16 protein-coding genes and 1 tRNA gene are annotated in these 20,235 nt (G+C 50.5%); 7 read left to right on the forward strand and 10 right to left on the reverse strand.

The features are described 5' to 3' along the window. Window positions 1-16 precede the first annotated feature (16 nt). The 4 genes from LQV63_RS15010 to LQV63_RS15025 are packed head-to-tail and all read right to left on the reverse strand — an operon-like array spanning window position 17 to window position 4,071. Window positions 17-1,192, reverse strand: a complete 1,176-nt coding sequence (locus tag LQV63_RS15010; protein WP_233697324.1) for a radical SAM protein — start codon at window positions 1,190-1,192, stop codon at window positions 17-19. Further along, a complete protein-coding gene (locus LQV63_RS15015) occupies window positions 1,189-2,334 on the reverse strand; it encodes a hypothetical protein (RefSeq protein WP_233697325.1) in 1,146 nt (381 codons plus the stop codon). Before LQV63_RS15015 ends, LQV63_RS15010 begins: the two co-directional genes overlap by 4 nt. Further along, entirely contained in the window at window positions 2,331-3,815 is a 1,485-nt protein-coding gene (locus tag LQV63_RS15020) for a hypothetical protein (RefSeq protein WP_233697326.1), read from the reverse strand. Before LQV63_RS15020 ends, LQV63_RS15015 begins: the two co-directional genes overlap by 4 nt. After that, on the reverse strand, window positions 3,808-4,071 hold the full coding sequence (locus LQV63_RS15025; protein ID WP_233697327.1) for an acyl carrier protein: 264 nt from the start codon (window positions 4,069-4,071) through the stop codon (window positions 3,808-3,810). Before LQV63_RS15025 ends, LQV63_RS15020 begins: the two co-directional genes overlap by 8 nt. A 223-nt stretch (window positions 4,072-4,294) precedes the next feature. Here LQV63_RS15025 and LQV63_RS15030 point away from each other — a divergent pair, with 223 nt between their 5' ends. Then, window positions 4,295-5,398 (forward strand): mechanosensitive ion channel family protein, encoded by a 1,104-nt coding sequence (locus LQV63_RS15030; protein WP_233697328.1) that lies wholly within the window; start codon window positions 4,295-4,297, stop codon window positions 5,396-5,398. A 463-nt stretch (window positions 5,399-5,861) separates the two neighbouring features. On the opposite strand, the gene LQV63_RS15035 is transcribed toward LQV63_RS15030, so the two are convergent. Together LQV63_RS15035 and LQV63_RS15040 are read right to left on the reverse strand one after the other, a co-directional pair. Further along, the gene (locus LQV63_RS15035) at window positions 5,862-6,413 is read right to left on the reverse strand and encodes a delta-aminolevulinic acid dehydratase (RefSeq protein WP_233697329.1); all 552 of its coding nucleotides are present in this window, start codon (window positions 6,411-6,413) and stop codon (window positions 5,862-5,864) included. A 239-nt stretch (window positions 6,414-6,652) separates the two neighbouring features. After that, window positions 6,653-7,642, reverse strand: a complete 990-nt coding sequence (locus tag LQV63_RS15040; protein WP_233697370.1) for a zinc-binding dehydrogenase — start codon at window positions 7,640-7,642, stop codon at window positions 6,653-6,655. Between the two features lie 142 nt (window positions 7,643-7,784). On the opposite strand from LQV63_RS15040, the gene LQV63_RS15045 reads away from it, so the two are divergent. After that, the gene (locus tag LQV63_RS15045) at window positions 7,785-8,639 is read left to right on the forward strand and encodes a LysR family transcriptional regulator (RefSeq protein WP_233697330.1); all 855 of its coding nucleotides are present in this window, start codon (window positions 7,785-7,787) and stop codon (window positions 8,637-8,639) included. Window positions 8,640-8,788: 149 nt separating this feature from the next. On the opposite strand, the gene LQV63_RS15050 is transcribed toward LQV63_RS15045, so the two are convergent. The 4 genes from LQV63_RS15050 to LQV63_RS15065 are packed head-to-tail and all read right to left on the reverse strand — an operon-like array spanning window position 8,789 to window position 15,501. Further along, window positions 8,789-12,028 carry an AAA family ATPase gene (locus LQV63_RS15050; RefSeq protein ID WP_233697331.1) on the reverse strand — a complete coding sequence of 1,080 codons (3,240 nt, stop codon included), beginning with the start codon at window positions 12,026-12,028 and terminating at the stop codon, window positions 8,789-8,791. Continuing rightward, window positions 12,025-12,735, reverse strand: coding sequence for a hypothetical protein (locus tag LQV63_RS15055; RefSeq protein ID WP_233697332.1), 711 nt, complete (start codon window positions 12,733-12,735; stop codon window positions 12,025-12,027). The genes LQV63_RS15050 and LQV63_RS15055 overlap by 4 nt, the downstream gene beginning before the upstream one ends. Beyond that, complete coding sequence (locus LQV63_RS15060) at window positions 12,689-14,089, reverse strand: hypothetical protein (RefSeq protein ID WP_233697371.1); 1,401 nt, start codon at window positions 14,087-14,089, stop codon at window positions 12,689-12,691. The genes LQV63_RS15055 and LQV63_RS15060 overlap by 47 nt, the downstream gene beginning before the upstream one ends. Then, window positions 14,074-15,501 (reverse strand): Toprim sub domain-containing protein, encoded by a 1,428-nt coding sequence (locus tag LQV63_RS15065; protein WP_233697333.1) that lies wholly within the window; start codon window positions 15,499-15,501, stop codon window positions 14,074-14,076. The genes LQV63_RS15060 and LQV63_RS15065 overlap by 16 nt, the downstream gene beginning before the upstream one ends. A gap of 635 nt (window positions 15,502-16,136) precedes the next feature. Between LQV63_RS15065 and LQV63_RS15070 the strand changes: the two genes are divergently transcribed. From LQV63_RS15070 to LQV63_RS15090, 5 genes are all read left to right on the forward strand, one after another. After that, window positions 16,137-17,189: an NADH:flavin oxidoreductase/NADH oxidase gene (locus LQV63_RS15070; protein WP_233697334.1), complete on the forward strand. Its 1,053-nt coding sequence runs from the start codon at window positions 16,137-16,139 to the stop codon at window positions 17,187-17,189. Between the two features lie 196 nt (window positions 17,190-17,385). Then, the gene (locus LQV63_RS15075; RefSeq protein ID WP_019422247.1) at window positions 17,386-17,829 is read left to right on the forward strand and encodes a MarR family winged helix-turn-helix transcriptional regulator; all 444 of its coding nucleotides are present in this window, start codon (window positions 17,386-17,388) and stop codon (window positions 17,827-17,829) included. Between the two features lie 85 nt (window positions 17,830-17,914). After that, window positions 17,915-17,990: transfer RNA gene (locus LQV63_RS15080), tRNA-Ala, on the forward strand. A gap of 303 nt (window positions 17,991-18,293) precedes the next feature. Next, window positions 18,294-19,127, forward strand: a complete 834-nt coding sequence (locus tag LQV63_RS15085) for a BKACE family enzyme (RefSeq protein ID WP_233697335.1) — start codon at window positions 18,294-18,296, stop codon at window positions 19,125-19,127. After that, the gene (locus tag LQV63_RS15090; RefSeq protein WP_233697336.1) at window positions 19,120-20,223 is read left to right on the forward strand and encodes a DegT/DnrJ/EryC1/StrS family aminotransferase; all 1,104 of its coding nucleotides are present in this window, start codon (window positions 19,120-19,122) and stop codon (window positions 20,221-20,223) included. Before LQV63_RS15085 ends, LQV63_RS15090 begins: the two co-directional genes overlap by 8 nt. Window positions 20,224-20,235 lie beyond the last annotated feature (12 nt).

The raw sequence follows: 20,235 nt of genomic DNA on the forward strand, positions 1-20,235 counted from the left end.
CTTCCCGATGCAGCGGCTAGGCTCCGTTATTGTACAGCAGCACGCACTTGGAGCAGACCGGCGTCAAGCCGCAGGCCAGCGTTTCGCGCTGCTTGTTGTAGCTCTCGCCGTGAAACACGTCCTTCAAGCTGGCTTCGCGCAGGTCGGCGATCGTGAACTCGGGGAAAAACTTGCACGGGTTCACCTTGCCGTTCGGCAGCACATCCATGCGCGTCGACAGCGCCAGACATTCCGTCCGCCTCATGCCGGGGCGATCCGTGCCGAGCACGAAATCACGCACCTCGTCCGGCTCCAGTGCAGGCTGGAAGCGGATGCGGTTCTTCCAGACGCGCGAACGCAGCTTCTCCATCTCGGCGACCAGCGGCTCGATGTTCTCCGGCGACAGGTGGTATGTGAACGAGTGCCAGCTCTTCTTGCCGGGATCCTGCGCCGCTTCGAGCCAGCCGAAGCGCTCGGCAAAATATGTGTCCATCCGCTCGGCAACTTCATTCGGGATATACCATGGAAAAACGAAGTAGACGGAATTGACCCCGACCGATTCGAAATATTCCATAAAATCGTACAGCCGGGTCACCATCGCGTCGTTAATGGTCAGGCTGATCGACACGTCCCCTTTGAATTCGCCCGCACGCTTCCGTTCCAGCAGGAGTTCGATGGCAGACATGACCTTGCGGAAGATGCCGCGGCCGCGAATGGCATCGTTCTCCGCTTCGAAGCCTTCCAGGCTAGCGAGCAGGGTCACGCCCTCAGGCAGCTTCAGGAGCGACTCCAGCTTCTGTTCGACGAGCACCGCATTCGAGCATATGGTGGAGATGCGCGGATCGGACGCAAGCAGCTCGCACAGCTCGTCGAGCTTGGAGTACATGAGCGGTTCTCCGCCCCACAAAAACATGCGGGAGCGATACGGCCTCGTCTCCGCGAAGATTTGCTCGATCAGGAAAAAATCAATCTCCCTCCGCGCCTCTTGGCGCTCGAATTCATGATGGTACCCGTCCGGATTCCATTCGAAGCAGTGCTTACAGCGTAAATTGCAGCCGTTGTTGAGCTTAATTCCGATATCGCGCGGCAAATCGAAAGCAAAGGACGGCTCTTGCTTCAAGCCCCGGCTCGCTGCGCTCATGTTGTGCAGCGTCTGCTTCAAGGAACGGAACTCTGCCGGTGTCAGCGTGGCGCTTGTCTTCGGTTGCGTCATGGAAACATCCCTCCGTAATCAGATAATGAAAGCGCACGTCTTTTCAGGTTATTGTGCAGTTGGTCCAATATGCCGATAGCGAAGCCCGACCGAGCCCAACGATCATAGGCGATACCGAAGCCGAGCCGCTCCCATAGCAAAGCGTTGGCGCGCTCATGCTCGCCGAACGGCTCGAGGTACACGAGCGGCGTCGCCGCCGACAGCGAATCGACGAGCGTGCCGCCGCCCGGCTTGCTCACGATGGCGAGGCTGCGGCGGATGGCGCCGTACAAGCGCGGGCCATCCGTGCCCCGTTCATAGACGGGCGGCTCATTCGGCTTCCATTCCGCCGTCGGCGGGTAGGCGGCCTGATCGCGCTGCTCCGGTTCATCCGACCACGGATGCCAATCCGGATCGGTCATGTAAATGCGGTCGCAGGGGCGTGCCCCGCCCGCTTCCTCCGGCTGATAGGCAACCAGGTCGAGCGCAAACCGATCCTGCAGAGCGGTGATTGCGCTGCGATAGGTGCCGATGCCCCAGCCGCCGCCATGAACGACGATCCGCTCCTCCCGTTCGGCATATGGCACGAGCGGCTCATCCGACATGGCCAGCCGATAGTGGAGGACCGGGTCCTCCCCCTCCAGCCGGAACAGCCAATGATGGCGGAAGCGCTGATACGTATCGCGATATACGCGATACGACGGCGTATCGATCGCATCGAGCCGGAGGAATTCCACGCGCACGGGATCCGGGTGCACGCGTCGGCCATATTGCTCCAGAACGGGCAGCCAGAAGCCCGTCATGGCCAGAAACGTGCGCCGGCCTTGCTCCTGCCACCGCTCGAGCAGCGCTTCGACCGCCTCCGTGTCGAGCACTGGCCCGATGTCGCGCGCGAGGCGGGTTCCCATCAAGGCAGCGCCGAAGCTGTTGTGGAATGCCTGCTTCGTGCGGACAAGCTTCCGCCGCACCTCTTCTGGGAACAGGCGCTCCAGAACTTCGGCTTCCGCCGGAATGCCGCGCCGCCGGAGCCGCTCCTGCAGCCGAATGCCGGGCACATAAGCGCCGAGCGAATTGCCCGACGTCAGAATCGTAACGGGTGAAGCGGATTGCATGAATGACACCTTCTTTTTCTCATTCAAGATGAGTTCTTGTTGAATACTCAATACTGCCTGAACCCCAGCTCTGACAGCATGCGATTGAGCTGCTTGCTTAAAGCTTCGCTGTCATGGCGGCTATCTGCCACAAGCGAGACGTACCAGCGCCCAGACGTATTGCCGCCCGCAGGCGGGAACAGCGTATTGGCGGACAGCGGAATAATTCCCGCACGGCATTCCGGCTTGAACAAAAGACCAGCCTGCTCCATGTGCGCCAGCAGTCGCTCGAACGGCTCCGCTGTGGTTATACCTGCAAAGCCTGCCGGTTCGGCTGCTGCAGCCGTTTTAGCTTCTGATGTGTCGTTGCTGTGTTCGGCTCGTTCCGCTCCTTCGGCCTGTTCTGCTCGTTGCAACGCCCATTCCGGCAGTCCCAGCTGGAGGCATGCCAAGAAGCTCCGCTGGCCGTACCGCTCAAGATGGACGTCAAGACTATGATTAAGCAGCCCCATCGAATGCCGGGCATTGATTTCCACTACGGGATACACGTCGCCATTCTCCAGGAGCATCGAGTCGACGCATACAGGGCCGAAGTAGCCTTCCTGATAGAGGCTGACAGCCAGCCGCTCCATTGCCTCGAAGTATCCGGCTCCCGCCAGCCGATCCATCAGGTCGGCGTCAGCCGTACACGAACCCGCGTAATTAAGCTGACGGTTCACCATGCGCTGCACGCCGAGCAGCGTAATGCGCCTGTCCGAAGCAATATGCAACTGGCACGAGAAATCGGTCTGCTTCGCAAGCCAGGGCTCTAGCAGCAGCATGACTCGCTTGCCAGTCTTCTGCTGCACGCGGAGATAGTCGGTTAGCCGCCCGAGAAGCGCCGGGGAATCAACGACCAGATTGCCTCTCCCGGACACGCCGTACGGGTCCTTCATCACTAGCCTGCCACATTGCCGCAGCAGCTCCGCACCGATGCGCTCCACCTCGGCGGCATCCTCTGCAAGGCGTCCCTGCGGCTTCAATTCCAATTCGGCCGCGAGCCGAAGGGAATAGGCCTTGGAGTTAACTCTCGCGACGATGTCCGCTGCCGGAATCATCCCCGTCAAGTTATAGCGTCGTGCCAATTCGGCCGCGGACGGGATGACCGCATAAGGCGCGCACGGCAGCTCCCGCATCAAGCTGCGCCATTCCGCCTGTGCCGGATGGCCGGCAATCGCCTGAAAGACGTCATCCCCGCTATCGGTTCCGCGTGAAGCGGTCTCGCCTATGGATAGCGAGCGGAAGTGGAACCCAATCTCCCGCAAATAGGCCGTATGAGCCTCATTCATTGCCTGCCGCGTCACCAGCACGCCGTCCTCGCCGCTTAGCGGAAACAACAGCTCGTCCATGAATCCGGTGACAGAGCGCCCTTGCGCGGCCCGGATGGCAGGCAGCGTCGCCAGCTCAGCCGGGCGCCAGTACGCCTCTGCGTCGAACGTCCCGAGCGCAATGCGCGGCCCGTCATAGATCGGCTTAGGCGCTTGCAATGATGCCTCCGGCATCGGGTTACGCATGCTGCTCAACCTCGACGCCCAATGCTTGCAAGAAGCCGAGGAACGCCCGCACCGTCTGCAGATGCTCATAATCGAACCGTTCGAAATCCATCTGCACTTTAAATTGCTCCTCCACCTTCAGCATGAAATGAATGAGCTGGAGTGAATCCATGCCGACCTCCTCGATAAGGTTCGTCTCCGGAGTAAGCCTCAGCTCCCAAGATGGGTCCTCCTTCACTTCGCTTACCAAGCGGGCCAACGTATCGATTGCGTGCATACCACCACTCCTATTCTCTATGAATCGAATATCGAACATTCTTAATCAACATATGACTAAATGATGAAAATATGTCATTCAACTTTCAAGAAATCGATATCGTTTTCATGATTTTTCATAAGATAGCATCATCAAGGCAGATCCATTTCGCCCCCCTCAGGAATCTATTGGTTATATGCTATAATGGGGAACTATGTACAAGGAAAAGGAGGGTGATAACGAGATGGATCAACTATTTCGCTCGATCTTCGAGCTAGTTGACGGGACGAGGCTGCTCATTGCCATCGGCATCCTGCTTCTGTTTCTGCTATTCCGCAAGTGGGTCGTCGGCTATCTATTCCGCTTCATCGTTCGCATGGCAGACAAGACGCAAAGCACCCATGTCGCCAGCTTCATACATTCCTTCGAACAGCCTGTCCGAATGCTGCTTATTTTGGGAGGTGTGAACGCGGCCTTTCATTTCTACTTTCCCGATCAGTGGCCTTATTGGGCGCTGTTCAATCAAATAAGCCGGAGTTCCTTTATTGCAATCGTCGGGTGGGGCTTATACAATTTTTCCGGGCGCTCCTCCAACCTGTTTACCGGATTCACCACGCGCTTGGGAGTCGAGCAATCAAGCATGCTGATTCCCTTCCTGTCGCGTATCCTTCGCATCGTTATCGTGGCCGTAGCCATTACGATGATTTCCTCCGAATGGGGGTACAGCATCAACGGTCTGGTGGCGGGGCTCGGACTAGGCAGTCTCGCGGTCGCTATGGCGGCCAAGGATACGTTCAGCAATTTCATTGCCGGGGTTATCATCATTACGGAAAAGCCGTTCGCGCAGGGCGACTGGATTCAGACGTCTACCGTAGAAGGAGTGGTCGAGGACATCTCGTTCCGCAGCTCAAGAATCCGCACGTTCGCAGATACGCTCGTCACCGTTCCTAACGCTACGTTGGCTGATCAGGCGATTACGAACTTTAGCCGAATGGGCAAACGACGCATCACATTCACACTCGGCGTCGCGGTGGATACAGGGCGGGCAAGCCTGCTTCGTGCGGTAGAACAGATTCGAGAGCATATTACTACCCATCCCGAGATTGCTCCAGGAACGATTATGATTCGGTTCACCGAGTTTCATGCGGACCAGCTCGGCATTATGTGTTACTTTTTTACGCAGTCGACGGTGTGGGCGGAGCATTTGCGTGTGCGTGAGGAAATTAATTTTGCGATTATGGGCATTTTGGAGCAGGAAGACGTTCGTCTCGCCATGCCGGCACAGCGGGTGTTTCTCGAAGCGAATGAGCAAGAATATTCGAAGACAGCCACCAGCTATGACTCGTGATCGAAGGAAACAGGTGTGACTCTAGGGTTTCACAAAGTCCTTTTGCCCACTATTCCCTTGATTCAGAAAAACACGAGCCCTATCGAATTACTCGGTAAAGCTCAATCGCTATTCACTTCTGGAGGCAGAACAAATCTTCCTATTCGTATACAAGAAACCTTAAGCATTGCCTTCAGTTGCTGAGTTTTCATTGCGTAATCTGAACCATGGGGAGAGTGAGCAAAAGAGCTATTCGACGACTCTTGCCTTTGCTCAGTCTGAGTCATAGGAAGAGTGGACATAAGGCTTCAACGAAATAGCATTCAGATACACTATACTTCCCTACAAAAAGAAACGGCCATGCCATACTTAGTACGACATGCCGTTTCTCTCGGCGGCTATCTATTTCACGGCATCCCTATAGTTCAGAGACACGCACGCTCATAGTTAGGCCAGCTATAAAATTATTGTTGATTAATATGTTTTATTGCTCATAAATTTGGTACATGGTTGTTTCTTCGTCCGTGGCTCGGGCTGTATGATAAGCTTCCTGAATGGTCTTTTTGTTCTGGATGAGCTCGTAGCCAAAGCGCAGGGCGAACATGAGCGCCGCGTTGCCATCTGGATAATCGTCCGGTCCGATATAGGTCTTGCAGCCGCATTCTAAAAAGGCCTGAGCCAGCTCACCATTTCCCAGATCGCATCCGTTAGCCAATACAGTCCTGCCATCCAGCTTCGCAAAGCGCCGAATCTCAGCAGGGCCAAAGTCACCCCGCGGTTCCCCCTCTTCATAGACCGATTCCCCCAGCTCCGGCATGACGAACTGCCCCTCGTCGCCATGGAAATTGAGGATGATCAGATCCGTGCCGGGATAGATGTCTTCGCCAGACAACACCGACATAAAATCACTCGGTCTCCCGACCCAATACATAAACACTCGCGCGCCAAAATACTCCAACGCAGCGCGTATCGCTTGCGTATCCATATCACAATCTGGACCGCATACCAAAGCAACATTCATTTCAGGCTTACTCATTTTTTTCATCCTCCATATGCATATAGGCGTTATTTTGATTCAATCATGGTCTAATTGCCTGTCATATGGAGGCGGTCGGGCCCGCCACGGAATAAAGCCGCGTTATAATATAGTTATTTTCATAGCTGTATACTCCTCTCCATATCTATCAAAACTCATTGTTAATACTTTACCATCCGGCAAAAAAATTTCCAAATATTAAAATGTTATTAAAATTTCCTTACCAAACGTATCGATTTTCAACCGATAAGCAGACCTATATTTCCAAATTGCTCCCCCTGCTTCATGCGATGGAAGGCTTGCACCGTGTCTTGCAAAGGATACATCCGATCAATAATTGGCTTAAGTGAATGCTGTTCCATAAAATCGAGCATTTGGTGAAATTCTTCAAGGCTGCCCATCGATGTGCCGATGATACTGATTTGGGGAAAAAAGAGCGCGCGCAAAGGGAGTTCAATTTGATCGCCTGAGCTTGCTCCAAAACTTACGATCCGGCCATTTGGCTTCAACGCATCGAAATAGTTGGGAAAGGTGGCGGGCCCGATACTGTCAAGAATAAGGTCGGCTTTTTCACCGTGCAGACCTTCGTTCCAATCACCATGACTATCGAAGGCACGATCGGCCCCATATGTTCGCGCCGCTTCTCTCTTCTGTTCGCTGCGTGATGTCACCGTTACTGTGGCCCCTGCTGCTTTGGCCATCATCATCGCATAAGTGGCCACGCCGCTTCCAATGCCGGGTATTACGATATGTTCGCCTTTTTGTAATCGGCCTTTCGTGAACAAGGCCCGATAAGCAGTCAACGCGGCTAAAGGCAGCACTCCCGCTTCTTCCCATGATAGGTAAGCTGGTTTTTTCACTGCATTTTTAGCAGGAATAATGACATATTCGGCAAACGTGCCATCCGCAGGACTGCCCAAAATTTGCAGATTCTGCGGCACATCATCAATCGACTCCCAATTTAGACTTGGGTGGATGATAACCTCACTGTTTACAGTCAGGTGCGACACTCCTTCTCCAACCGCCTCGATAATACCTGCACCGTCAGAACCTAGAATCAAGGGCGGATCGTTTTCCGTTCTTGCCTTCATAATAAACAGGTCGCGATGGTTCAACCCTGCTGTTTTCAATCTCACCTTCACTTCGCCAAAACCAGGGTTTTTAGAAGATACGTCCTCATATTTCAATCCCTCTATGCCACTCTTGCCAACATGTACGATAGCTTTCATCATGTTCCCTCCAAGTGCTTCATTTCGCAACCTTTTTAATTTGTTGTTTGAATTCGATTTTACACATCGATGATCATCAAGTAAAATGAACAAAACCGAATGCAGGTATCAATAATAACAATACCAAGAAGGGGACATCGATGTGGAAAGCGGAGATTTGAGAGTATTTCAAGCCGTTGCTCGTGAAGGCAGCATTACGAAAGCCGCTCAAGCCTTGAACTATGTGCAGTCCAATGTGACCAACCGAATTCAGCAGCTTGAATCTCAATTAGAAACACAGCTTTTTTATCGCACCAATCGGGGCATGAAGCTAACCGCCTCAGGTAAAAACTTATTGGATTATGCGGATAAAATATTATATTTGTTAGACGAGGCTGAAAAATCCACACGCTTTGCAGAGTATCCCAAAGGGCCGCTTCGGTTAGGCGCGCTAGAAACGACGGCAGCCATTCACCTTCCCCAGCTTATGGCGGGGTACCATAAAAAATTTCCCGAGGTCAATCTGTCGCTCATTACAGGAGACACGCACGCTTTGTTGCAGAAGGTTCTCCATTATGAACTGGACGGCGCTTTCGTATACGGGCCGCTTGCCCATCCTGATATTGAACAGTTTGCTGCGTTCGAGGAGGAATTGGTGTTGGTGTCCGAACCGTGTGAATCCAGCCTGAAAGAATTGTTAACCAGACCTTTGCTGTTTTTTAGCACAGGCTGCTCTCATCGGGCAAGAGCGGAACGCTTACTTCTGGAAGAAGGCATCAATAAAAATAATATTATGGAATTCGGCGCGTTAGAGGCGATTTTAGGGGGAGTCTCTGCCGGATTGGGAGTATCCTTACTGCCCAAATCGTCGATTGCCAGCCTGGAAAGCAGAGGGGGCATTTGCTCTCGCCGCTTACCTGAAGCGTATCGGGAAATAAACATTTTATTTGTTTATCGGCGGGATTTTTTCATGACGAATGCTTTTCAGACATTTATAGACTTTATGAAAGTGAAATGAATATGTTCTCTAATAAACCTGCCCAACATATAGGTTTGAGCAACGAAAGGACAGCGATTATGCTGTCCTTTTGTTCAATTGCACTGCCATTTTCGTCCCAAAAAGGAACCCGCTGCGGCAAAGGTATGCGGTCTTATTTCTTGTGCTGCCTATTCTCCACTAGCCTGCCGCGCTTTTTTAATCTTTACTACCTGGCTCTGCGGGACGGAGGCATCGTGGTATACGACGAACGCCTTGTCGAAATGCTGCAAGTAATCAGCATTCTGCGACTTCGGCGAGAGAATAATCATCTTGCGGACAAGCTCTTGCTCGTACAGTTCGAACACTCTGGCCTTGCGGCTCTCATCGAGAGCGCTGTCGAATTCGTCGAGGACAATGTAGCCGGGGTTCGTCTCTATCGTCTTCAATAGCGCGAGGGCAAACAGCAGGGAGCTTAGCGATTCTTCGCCCCCAGAGACACCTTTGCCCACCTTGTTGCCGCGTCCTTTCAAGCTTACTTCTTCCATTGGACCGCGATGTCCTTGCTTGCGCGCTCGGACATTCAAGAAGTATTTGATGTCCCCGTGCTTCGATTCTTGATGATGCCAATCGACCTCGCCATCGAAGCCGAACATGTCCATGTAGGCAATGAATTTGGCATTGACACGATGCACCTCGTATTGAATGGAATTGAACAGCTTGTCTTCCAGTTCTTGAAGCTGCTCTTCCAACTGGTTCATGAGTGTCTTTGAATTTTGCACATCCTGGGCGCCACGTTCGTACGCTTCCCGCGTCCGTTCATAGTTTTCCATCGCATACTCGTTCACCTGCTCACTGCAAGCAACCTGTAATTGGATCACCGCCTGTTCACGTTCAGACCGCCAGGCCGTTCCGGTCTTATGTTCGCTATCGCCTTCCACAGCTTGTTCCATTTCCAGCTCCAACGTCACCTCATCCCACAAAAATGGAAGCCGTTCGTGCCATTGCTGCAGCTCTACCTGCATTTCTGCCCATTTCTGTTGGCTGACATCTCGCTCTTCGGAGCGGTTGCGATGCTGTCGCTCTGCCTGTTCCATCGATCCTTCCGTATCTTGAAGCAGGCTTCGCTTCTCCCGCGACCTGCGTTTTGAGCTTTCGATCGAGGTGTCCAGACGCTCCAACCGGTTCCCGATGTCTCTTCCTTCGCGGGTTAACTCTGCTTCCTCCCGCTGGAGCTCTGTCAGTTCCCGTCCTAACTGCTGAAGCCGCTCGATCTGCTCCCGCTCATGCTCGTATTGATCATAGATTTCCGCATATTGTTGCAGCTGCTTAGCTTGATGATCCAACGCAGCATGCCTTGCGTTCAACTCCGCAATCTCCGCATCCGCTGCACTGCGACGCTCTTTGCATGCATCGCGTTCGGCTGTATATTGCGCTAGCTGCTTGGCTCTCAATTCCCGTTCGGCAGAATCGGCCAGGAGCGTCTCCGCCTGCTGCACCTGCAGCAGCACGGAACGAAATAACGCTAGCTGCTCCTTGACCCGCTCCCACTCACTCTCTTTATTTTCATACGCAAGCTGTTGCTTCACAATATTCTCTTGCAGCCTCTGTACGCGGATCCGCACTCCTTTCGTATTGAGCAGCCATTGTTGCATTTCCTGAGGGCCGCGACGCGCATACCGTTCAACGAGCACCCCATCCTGCAGCTTCGTATCGCTCCCCCCTTGCGCTAACTCATGCAGCCACCACAGCGCCTTCATCGCGGCTGTATACATCTCATCACTCAATCCATTCTTTACTCGAATGCCGAACCCTTCGAGGCCTTCCAACGAGCGTTCCGGTACTACGGAAGGCAGCTCGACATGAATCAGGTCGTTAGGAGGTGCGAATGATTTGCTCTCGACAAATACACTGTATTTGACCGCTTCCAGCATGAATTCCTGGTCCAACGGAGCATGCTCGTCCATTTCCAACAGCTGCTGCAGCGTGTACACCTGTATTCCCTTCTGCCTGAACACGCGTACGGACTGCTCTTGGCGCTTCGACAGCGCCTGTTCCGCTTGTAGCGAAGCTGCTTCCTGCCTAAGCTGCTCCATATGCTGATACATCTGCCGCGTTTCGTCTTGAAGGACGAGATAGCGGGCGTCCAAGCTTTCAATTTGCAGTTGGACGAAATGGCTGTCGCCGAACTCCTGCAGGACATTGCGCGATTTCTTCTCCCCTTCCCGATCCTGTTCGATACGGGCGGACAAGCCGCCGATCTCCTCTTGCAGCTTATCCAATCGCTGCTGCAGCGAATCCCGCTCTTCCGTCAACTGCCGAATGGCAGACTGAACCCGATCCAAGCGGTTTCGGGTATCTGTCAACAACAACTTCACCTCATCTGCCGCATGCGGTATCAGCTTGACTTGGTCGGCCAGCGCCTTCAAGCGGTCATTGAGCTCCGTCCGCTCTTGCTCACGCTCTTCAACGGCTGCCTTAACTTGTATGAGCCGCAGCTCGATCGTCTGCAGCTTAAGATCCCATTCCTGCCTCTCCGTCTGTCGAACCGCCTGCTCTTCTGCCAGCCGTTCCATGTCCATGAGCAGCAGCGCCTTGCGATCGCGAAGCTCCTCGATATCGATCTCCAGTTGTTCCATCTGGCCCTCGAACAGACGCTGTTCTTGTTGATAACGGCTCATGAGCACCGTGGAGGCTTGCACGAATACCTGCAGGCTCTCCAACCTTCTCTGATTACGGTCCAGCAGCCGATCGCGTTCCTTCTGCCATTTGTCTAGCTCGAACTTATGATGGAACTGGTTCTGCTCAGCCTCTTGCAGCGACTTGGCCCCCTCCTGCAGCTGCTCCTTGGCAGCTTCCCAGTTGCGCTGCATGCGGTCGATCTGCGTCATCTCGCTGAAGATGCGGAATCGCTCCTCCGGTCTCATCGTCGCGAACTGATTCACATCCTGCTGGTACCAGATGAGATAGAATGAATCGGGATCCACCACATACTTGTGCTGCAGCTGATAGCGATACTCGCGCAAGCTGTTCGCACTGTCACCCGACGTAAAGCGGGTTTCCCGCTCCCACTCCCCAGGCCGTTCCCCTTCGCGAATCCAATATTCTTTTTTAAGCGGATCGCCAGGCTTCTGCTCCAGATGCAAGGAGAACTGGATATATTGCGCTGCATCAATCGGCTTAGGACCAACATTGGCAAATACGAGTTGGATCTTGGCGTGCCACACTTGGTCCTGTTGGATGTTTTTTGAACGCAACCCTTCCAATTCTACTTTTGCCGATCCGAGCACTGCTCCCATGCAGAACGTCAACGTTGATTTGCCGGAGCCGTTGGGACCTGTAATGAGAATATGTTCCATCATTCCGGATAAATCCAAGCGTGTCGCCGGGTAATCTCGTACTCCGGAAATGCTGAGCTCCCAAGGAATCATAACGTGTCGGCTCCTCCCAGATTGTATCGTTTGAAAAATTTAAGCACTTCGTCCATATGCAGCTGCTGCGATTGGCTGAATTCCGCAAAGCGCTTCAAGTATGAATTGCCGAACATCCGGCTTCCAATGGCCGTTAGCTCGTAAGCCTCTTCTTCGGACACGCTCTCGAACTTCGTAATCGCGCCGATACGCATGAGCGCGCTAAGATTCGCTTGCATTTTCCGCCGAATGTCCAATGTCTCATGACCGAACGCTTCGAGCAGTTGGGTGAACAGCGTGAATTCATTCTGCAATACGTCTTGATGATAGAAAATAAACATTAACAACGCCAAGCTCTCCGCAGACAACATATCCTTCGCCTGCCGCGCTGGCACGCGCATCAGCAAGATCGTCTGATCCCGGCGCTCGTCGTACACCAGTTGAAAATATCGCGCCACCGATTGGTTGACGCGGTCGATAAACTGATGAAAGGCGTCGATTTCTTCCGGCTTCAACTGCAGCAGGCGCATCACTTCGCGGCGCGGCAGCCCAAAGTTGTCGTTCCGCACAGTCGCCGAAGAAGAGAACATAATCTGCATGAACGCATGTTCTTCGTCCGGACTCAGCACCGCCGTCAGTTGGGCCATTGCAGCCAATGGCCGGTGGTTGTCCACATAGCTGTCATTCGGTTCGAGTTGTTCGGATAACATATTGTCGGTCTGATTCATCGGCCCATTCCCACTCCTTCTTCTGCGTCATTTGTTCTGCGTCACGTCCATCTTCTTCAGCGGTGTCACGCGACATCACGGCGTGCCGGTTCGATACGACCGCCGATACGGCCAGCAAGGCATTGATCGCATCCGCCCATTGCTCCGATCCCGCTTCCAGCACAAGAGGCTCAATCCCGACCTGCCGCTTCTCCGCCAATACTCGCTCCACGTCTTCCGTGCGAATCATCGCCTTCGTCATTTGCCACTCGATATCGTCAAGATGTGTATTCAACTCAATCTCTGTCCACTCCTGCGCATCCTGAAACGTCTCTTCATCGTACTCCTCGATCGGTTCTGTGGACGGCGTGTAATTTTCCAAATATCGGATCGTGGACATCACTTGCGACTCCGGTATCGGAGAAGCGAACTTGACTGGCACCCACAATCCGTCCAACCGCTCGCCTTCATCCCGATTTTGTTCCATAAAGCTTAAAATTTCCGTACCATTCGGCAAGGTTGACTCCGGCTTCTTATGGAAGGAATCGATCACATATTGCTTGAAGGCTTTCGGATCAATTTGCACGCCGACTTCCGTCTGCTGGATATGAGCGAATTTTAAAATTTTTTGCAGAGTAGACAGGCTGATTTGCGTCCCTTCGAGCATGACGTCGGTTCCCTTTTTGAACAACCGATTCCATTTCAAGCCCTCTTCGAACGTTTTAAGCTTATCCATCCGTTCATTGACGCGCTTGTCCAATTGCTTCATCAGCTCGACAATAATCTGAACTTGAGGAAGAGCATGCCGATCTGCCAAAAATTCCAGCTGCCGCTCCTTCAGCTTGTCAACCGCTTCCTCCACATTCCGAATCATGCTGGCCAGACGGTTGCCGCCCGAAATGCCTTTGTCATCGTACGCTTCACTCAAATCGGCATCCCGTGATGCCTGAAATAACGATCTCGCAATTTCATCCCGCATGTAATACGCCAAAGAATCGTTCGCAAGGCGAATCAATGTGTCCATCAGCCGCTTGCCGACGTCCATCATCAAGATGCGCCGCTTCGTGCGCACAATCCAGTTGTATTTTTCCAATATATTCAACAGACGATCGACCGACAGCGGCGGTTCTTCCCCATAACGGTTCCGGTAGCGGTAATAAAGGGCATTGGCATCTTCAAGCGGCTGTTCAAGACCAAGCGCTTCTTCATGAATCAAATTGAGTAATTGCAGCATATGCAGCACTTTCAACGGTTCTTCAAAATATTCGCGCAGTTCATTCAACACGCCGGACAGCTTAATAATGTCACGGAGCGATTCTTTCAGCAGGGGCGTATCATTATCGATATCAAATATCGAGATTAGCCGCTGATCCATGTCTTCCACAGCTCCACCCCTCCAAGCAGTTCTTCTTGTTCCATTGGCTTCTCTTTATCCAGCACTTCCTGCAATTCCCGCTCATAAGCTTCCCATGCTGTAAAAGCTTCCACCCGCTGTGTCAACGGATGGGACAAAATCCACTTGACAGCGATACGAGAATGATGCGGAAGAAGCTCTCGCACATGTTCCGATATAATCCCGCCCGCGCGATCCGTGTCGCACCAGACGAGCACTTGAGCAATGGAGATCGAACTGGCCAGGACGTCCTTAATAAGCTTGCGATGTCCGCTGCGCAGCTGACCATCCAGTCCGATGACCAGGCTGCCCGTATCAGATAGAAAATCCGGTTCCGCGCACATTCGGGTCAATATAGCGCGATTTTCCACGAGCCATACATTCCGGCAGGTTGTGGAAAATGTCATGTCAAACACCGTCAGATCAGTTGTCGCATGCATATATCCTTGCGGATACTGAACGCCCAGGTTACTCCGCATGTCACCCGCGAACAGGATCGGCGTCACGGCACCGAGACTGACTAAGCCGATAAAATGAAGCGGCAGCTCCAGATTGACCTCCAGCTTGTTCAGAAAGTCATCCTTGTCCCCATCGAATGCTTTCGAGCCCCCTATGTGGCCGTAGTAAGCCGCTCCGATCTGCTTCCAATCAAAGGCAGCCTGCTCCGTTCGCACCATGGCGAGCGCAAGCACGAATTCCACGTACCTGCTAAGCTTGCCGTCTCTCCAACGGACGCTGAATATCTCCGCAACCGGGGTCATGGCATGCTGCTTCCGTGCATCGGCAAGCGCATTATGCAATCTTTGGATGTACGCATGCAGACTTGCTAGAACTTCATCATGCCGCTCCTGCTGCTTCCGGGTTACCCCCTGCATTCCTGCCAGCTTGCCTAAGAGAAGTTCACATTGGCCGTTCCAGACTTCAATCTGGTCAAGCATCGTCTCTTGCGCTAGCTGCTCTAGTTGTTGTTGAATATGGCAGAGGGTAAGTCCCATCACATAGAACGTCCGTCTCGTCGTCTTACCGTCGGCAGCATATTCCGTCTTACGGTAGATCCACCCCTCCTGCAGCCAGTCATTCAGCCGTTCCTCGGCTATGCTCGAAGCAGATGTGAGCAACTCCCGCTCTGTTTTCTTCACATGGGTGCTATGAAATATCGTCAGTAGAGGCTGAATGTGCTCGTGTACCACGGACACGGATTCTGGCGAGTCCTTCGGAATGAATCCAGTGAACATGCCCATCCGTCTATACGCCCTTGCCGAATGCTTCATCACATCGACGTCGAACGATCTGTCAGTTTGCTGTAGAAGTTGGAGCTCTTCGCTTTTCTTGACATAGTTCTGACTAATAAATGCGATCACTTGAGTTAGCTGATTCGACGCTTCGTTCATCATAACCGCCCGTCCATTGGTAAGTGTTATTACGGACATTGTATCATATGCGTCGAAACAGGGCGGAATAGTACTTTCTGGGCGTTTGTACGCCAATAAGGCAATTTCATGAAATTACTACAGAACTAAGAGGTATTTTTCCTTTTTTACCGTATATATACATATAGTCATGTTCATATCCAGACAATTACAAAGGGAAAAGGAATGAGATGGGTGACACGCGCGCTTTACATGAAATTGATGGTGGTAAGTTGTACGTTGGCGCTCTTGAGCGCATGTGCTCCGGCACGCAAGCCAAGTGATGCGGAAGAGCCTTCAACTGAGTCACACTCCCCTGACAAGGAAAAACAGCCCGTAATCGGGAGTGTTCCTCAAAGCTAGGGAGTATATTTCTCGAAAAAAAATAAATCGCCTTGTCCTTTTTCAAAGGGGCAAGGCGATTATTTTAGTCCTGGGGCTGGGATAGACTGATCACATTTCTCCAAGCTGATATCAGTTGGAGTTTAAAAAATGTTGACAGAAGCAGCTGTATTCATTATATTAAATGCATGAGCATGCATATATAATTTCGTTTGAACATTTTGTACACCCTATATGAGCATGCCAAATCCAGATAGCATATAAAGAGGAGATAAGTCATGAAGGATTTATTTACCCCCTATGAAATGATGGAATTGAAACTGAAAAACCGTGTAGTTATGCCTCCGATGTGTCAATATTCAGTCAGCGACAAAGATGGGATCGCTACTGATTGGCATTATATGCATTATGTGAGCCGGGCTATCGGTGGAGCCGGGTTAATTATTATTGAAATGACCGATGTTGAGCCTGATGGCCGCATTTCTGATTTTGATCTTGGGATCTGGTCCGATGACCAAATTCCTGCGTTAGCTAGAATCGTTGAGGGTTGTCATGCTTATGGCGCTAAGGTGGGCATTCAAATTGCTCACGCAGGACGCAAGGCCGAAGATGCGGCGGTTCCTGTAGCGCCATCGGCAATTCCGTTTGACGCTGAGTCTAAAACGCCAAGAGAACTAACGACTGCAGAAGTGAAAGCAATGATCGAGAAATTCCGTCTAGGCGTAGCACGAGCTGTCAAAGCGGGAGTTGATGTCATTGAGCTTCATGGTGCGCACGGTTATCTCATTCATCAGTTCCATTCACCGTTAACCAACCACAGAACGGATGAGTATGGACAAGATTTAACTCTGTTCGGTCAAGAAGTCATTCGCGCTGCCAAAAGCGAAATGCCGGCAGGGATGCCTCTAATCATACGTATTTCTGCTAAAGAATATGTGGAGGGCGGATACGGAATTAACGAGAGTCTGGAGTTCAGCAAGGCCTATAAAGAAGCGGGAGCAGATATTTTCCATATTAGTACAGGCGGTGAAGGACCTATTGGGGTTGGACCCATAGCCACTAGCGAAAAACCGGGTTCCCATGCAGCTTATCAAGTGCCGTTAGCCAGAGCAATCAAGCAGAGCCTGGATGTTCCAGTAATAGCGGTTGGAAGGTTGGATGAACCGGCGCTTGCCGATGCGGTAATAGGCAATGAAGAGGCTGACCTTGTTGCGGTAGGACGGGGGATGTTGAGAAATCCTTACTGGGCGTTGGAGGCTGCCGTTCAACTTAATAAAGAGGCAGATATTCCTAAGCAGTATAGATTTGGATTTCCTAGAACGAAAAAATAAAGACTAAATATGATGATTCCTTTTAGGAGACCAGCAGGGTTAGCTTGAGCTGGTCTCTTTTTTTACACCACATCGGTGTTGAGTTGGCAAAAGCTTGAATTCGGACAGCTGCGCCTCATTAATGTTATAATGCTGAAAGGATAATTAAGATTCATTACATTCATCAGTAGCTTACGCTCAGGAGAGGAATTGTGAGATGGAGAATGCTCTTAACAATGACCTTATTACTAATTGGTTGACTTTGACTCATATACAAATGAACGTAGCCAATGAATTGGAAGCGAATTTGCAACAGAAGTATCAGTTGTCTTTAAAAGAATTTTATTTGCTTTTGTTTTTGTCAGAGGCTCCAGAGAAAAAATTGAAATTGCAACAGTTGGAGTCCATGGTTGGTTTAAGCCAGAGCGCCGTATCCAGACTTGTTAGCCGATTTGAAGCAAAGGGCTGCGGAGCTTTAAAAAGACTTGCCTGCGATGATGATCGCAGAAGTATTTATACTTCGTTGACACCAATAGGCCAAGACAAGCTCGACAGGGCACAAGAGACTTTTGAAGAAGTATTATTAGCGGTCTTTCCTGAGAAACAAATAAAGCTGCTGCTGCAACAAATGCTTCATGTCAAACAGGCCGAATCCGAGTAAAACCCTAGCGGCCGTAAACATCCCGATGTTCTTCATAGCCGCAGGCAACTTGCAGTTTCTTACTGCCAAAAATTCACTTGAACACGAAATCATTGCTCAGCTGGGAGAGCGCTTCGCTGGCAGCGAAGAGGTCAGGGGCTCGAGCCCCCTTGGCTCCACCAATTACAAATACGGACACGCCTAATGGCGTGTTTTTTGTTTGGTGGAATCCCGAGGGGGTGAGAACCAGATTCACCACACTCGAATCTCCGGTTCGAAAAACCAGTCAAATCAAGACTTTGCACGATTTTGACGGAAAGTTGGGCTTATAACTTATTTTATTTCACGAATCCATTCGTTAAAATGAAGGTGTCCGGACATTAATTCATGGCGCTGTGAAGATAAATATAAATCATATTAAGCTGGTGATTTTTTAAATACTTTTTGTGAATGGTGTTTTATATGCAAACACCAGAAGGAGCACAATGAAGAAAATTGGCATATGTGCAGCGATTACCGGTTCTATGACCAGAAAAGAAACAATGCCCGGTCTTCCTGTTACCGTTGATGAAATTATCAATTGCGCTTATGAATGTTCCTGTGCAGGGGCTGCGATCGTTCATATCCATGTTCGCGACAAGGATGAAAGACCATCGCTGGAAGCTTCATTATACAAGGAAGTGTTGACCGGAATTCGTGAAAAAAGCGACATCTTGGTGTGCATTTCCACCTCAAATCACCTTGTTCGAGTATCGGATAAGGAACGGATCAGATTAATGGAATTACAACCGGATTTAGCCTCGCTAGAAGTGACTTCTCTCAAACGACCTGACGGTGGTATTAAAAACAACAAAAAATTTGTCATCGATATGCTTCAAGCAATGAAACAGTATGAAGTTAAGCCGGAATTTGAGATATTTAATCCTCCAATGTTTAAAGAATTCATGCGCTTGGTTGAGCTCGGTTATATTGAAGACAATGCTTATATCCAATTTATCATTGGTTCAATCGGCGGGATGAAGCCTACCTATAAAAATATTCAATGGATTCTCGACTCAGATAAAAAGGGTTTCACTTGGTCTGCAGCCGGAATTGCAGGAATGCAGTTACCGGTTAATTTCATTTCCATCTTAAATGGCTGTGATGTGATTCGGACAGGGATGGAGGACAATCGTTATTTATTGAAAGGTATTCCGGTAAAAAACAATGTGGAATTTGTAGATCGATCTGCAACGATGATTCGCATGTTAGGGTGTGAAGTGGCTGATTCCTTTGCAATGGCAAAAATATTGGGAGTAAAGGATCGAAAGTATGATTAAAATTGCGCAACCACAGATTGGTCAAGAGGAGATAAATGCAGTAAGTGCTGTATTGAAAAGTGGGCAATTGGCAAGCGGAGAGAATGTCTTGCAGTTTCAACGAGCATTTTCAGAGTATCTGCGCCATGGATTTTGCATTGCTGTCTCTTCTGGTACAACAGCTTTGGAAATAGCACTCCGAGCACTTGGAATCAAAGAAGGAGATAAAATCATTACCACCGCGTACTCATTTATTGCGACAGCCAATGTGATTGTACATGTTGGAGGAATTCCACTTTTTGCGGATATTGATGAAACCACCTTGAACATCTCTGCCGATAGTATCGAACAGATTCTTCAAGAGCATGTAGGCGTAAAAGCTATCGTAATTGTTCATTTGTTCGGTCAAAGTTGTGATATGGATAAAATCACGGAAATTGCAAATCGGCACCGATTGCTGCTCATAGAAGATTGTGCGCAGGCACATGGGGCAGAATGGAAAGGACGTAAATTGGGAACATTCGGGGATGCTGGCGCATTCAGTTTTTACCCGACAAAGAATATGACAACCGCAGAAGGCGGTATGGTTGTTATGAAGGATGAAAAGGCAGCCGGCTTCGCAAGGCAACTCATTCAGCATGGTATTAAAGGAAGGAATCAATTTGAATTCATTGGATACAATTATCGTCTGTCTGAGATTGCAGCGGCGATTGGTTTATGTCAACTAAAAAAGCTGGATCATTTCAATTCTGTTAGAAGAAAAAACGCAACGTATTATGATGAAAATATTGCGCATTGCAACATAATCAAGCCGCAAGAGGTTCGTGGGGTAAGGCATGTATATAATCAATACGCATTGCGTATTTTGAATGGGAAAAGGGATTCATTTATTGCATATATGGAAAAGGAAGGGATAGGTACTTCCATTTATTATCCCTATTCGATTCCGGAGCAAGCCTGTTATAGATCGACTGATTTTTTAGAAAAAGAATATGATAAAAGACTAGAAGTTACAAACAGAATGAAACATGAAGTGGTCTCAATTCCTGTTCATCCAGGAGTAATACAAGATGAAATAGAGCGAATTGTTACCGCGATCAATCATTTCGAAGTATAAGTAACCAACGTC

Origin of the sequence: Paenibacillus profundus (assembly GCF_021369635.1) — a bacterium.
Lineage (GTDB): Bacteria > Bacillota > Bacilli > Paenibacillales > Paenibacillaceae > Paenibacillus_B > Paenibacillus_B profundus.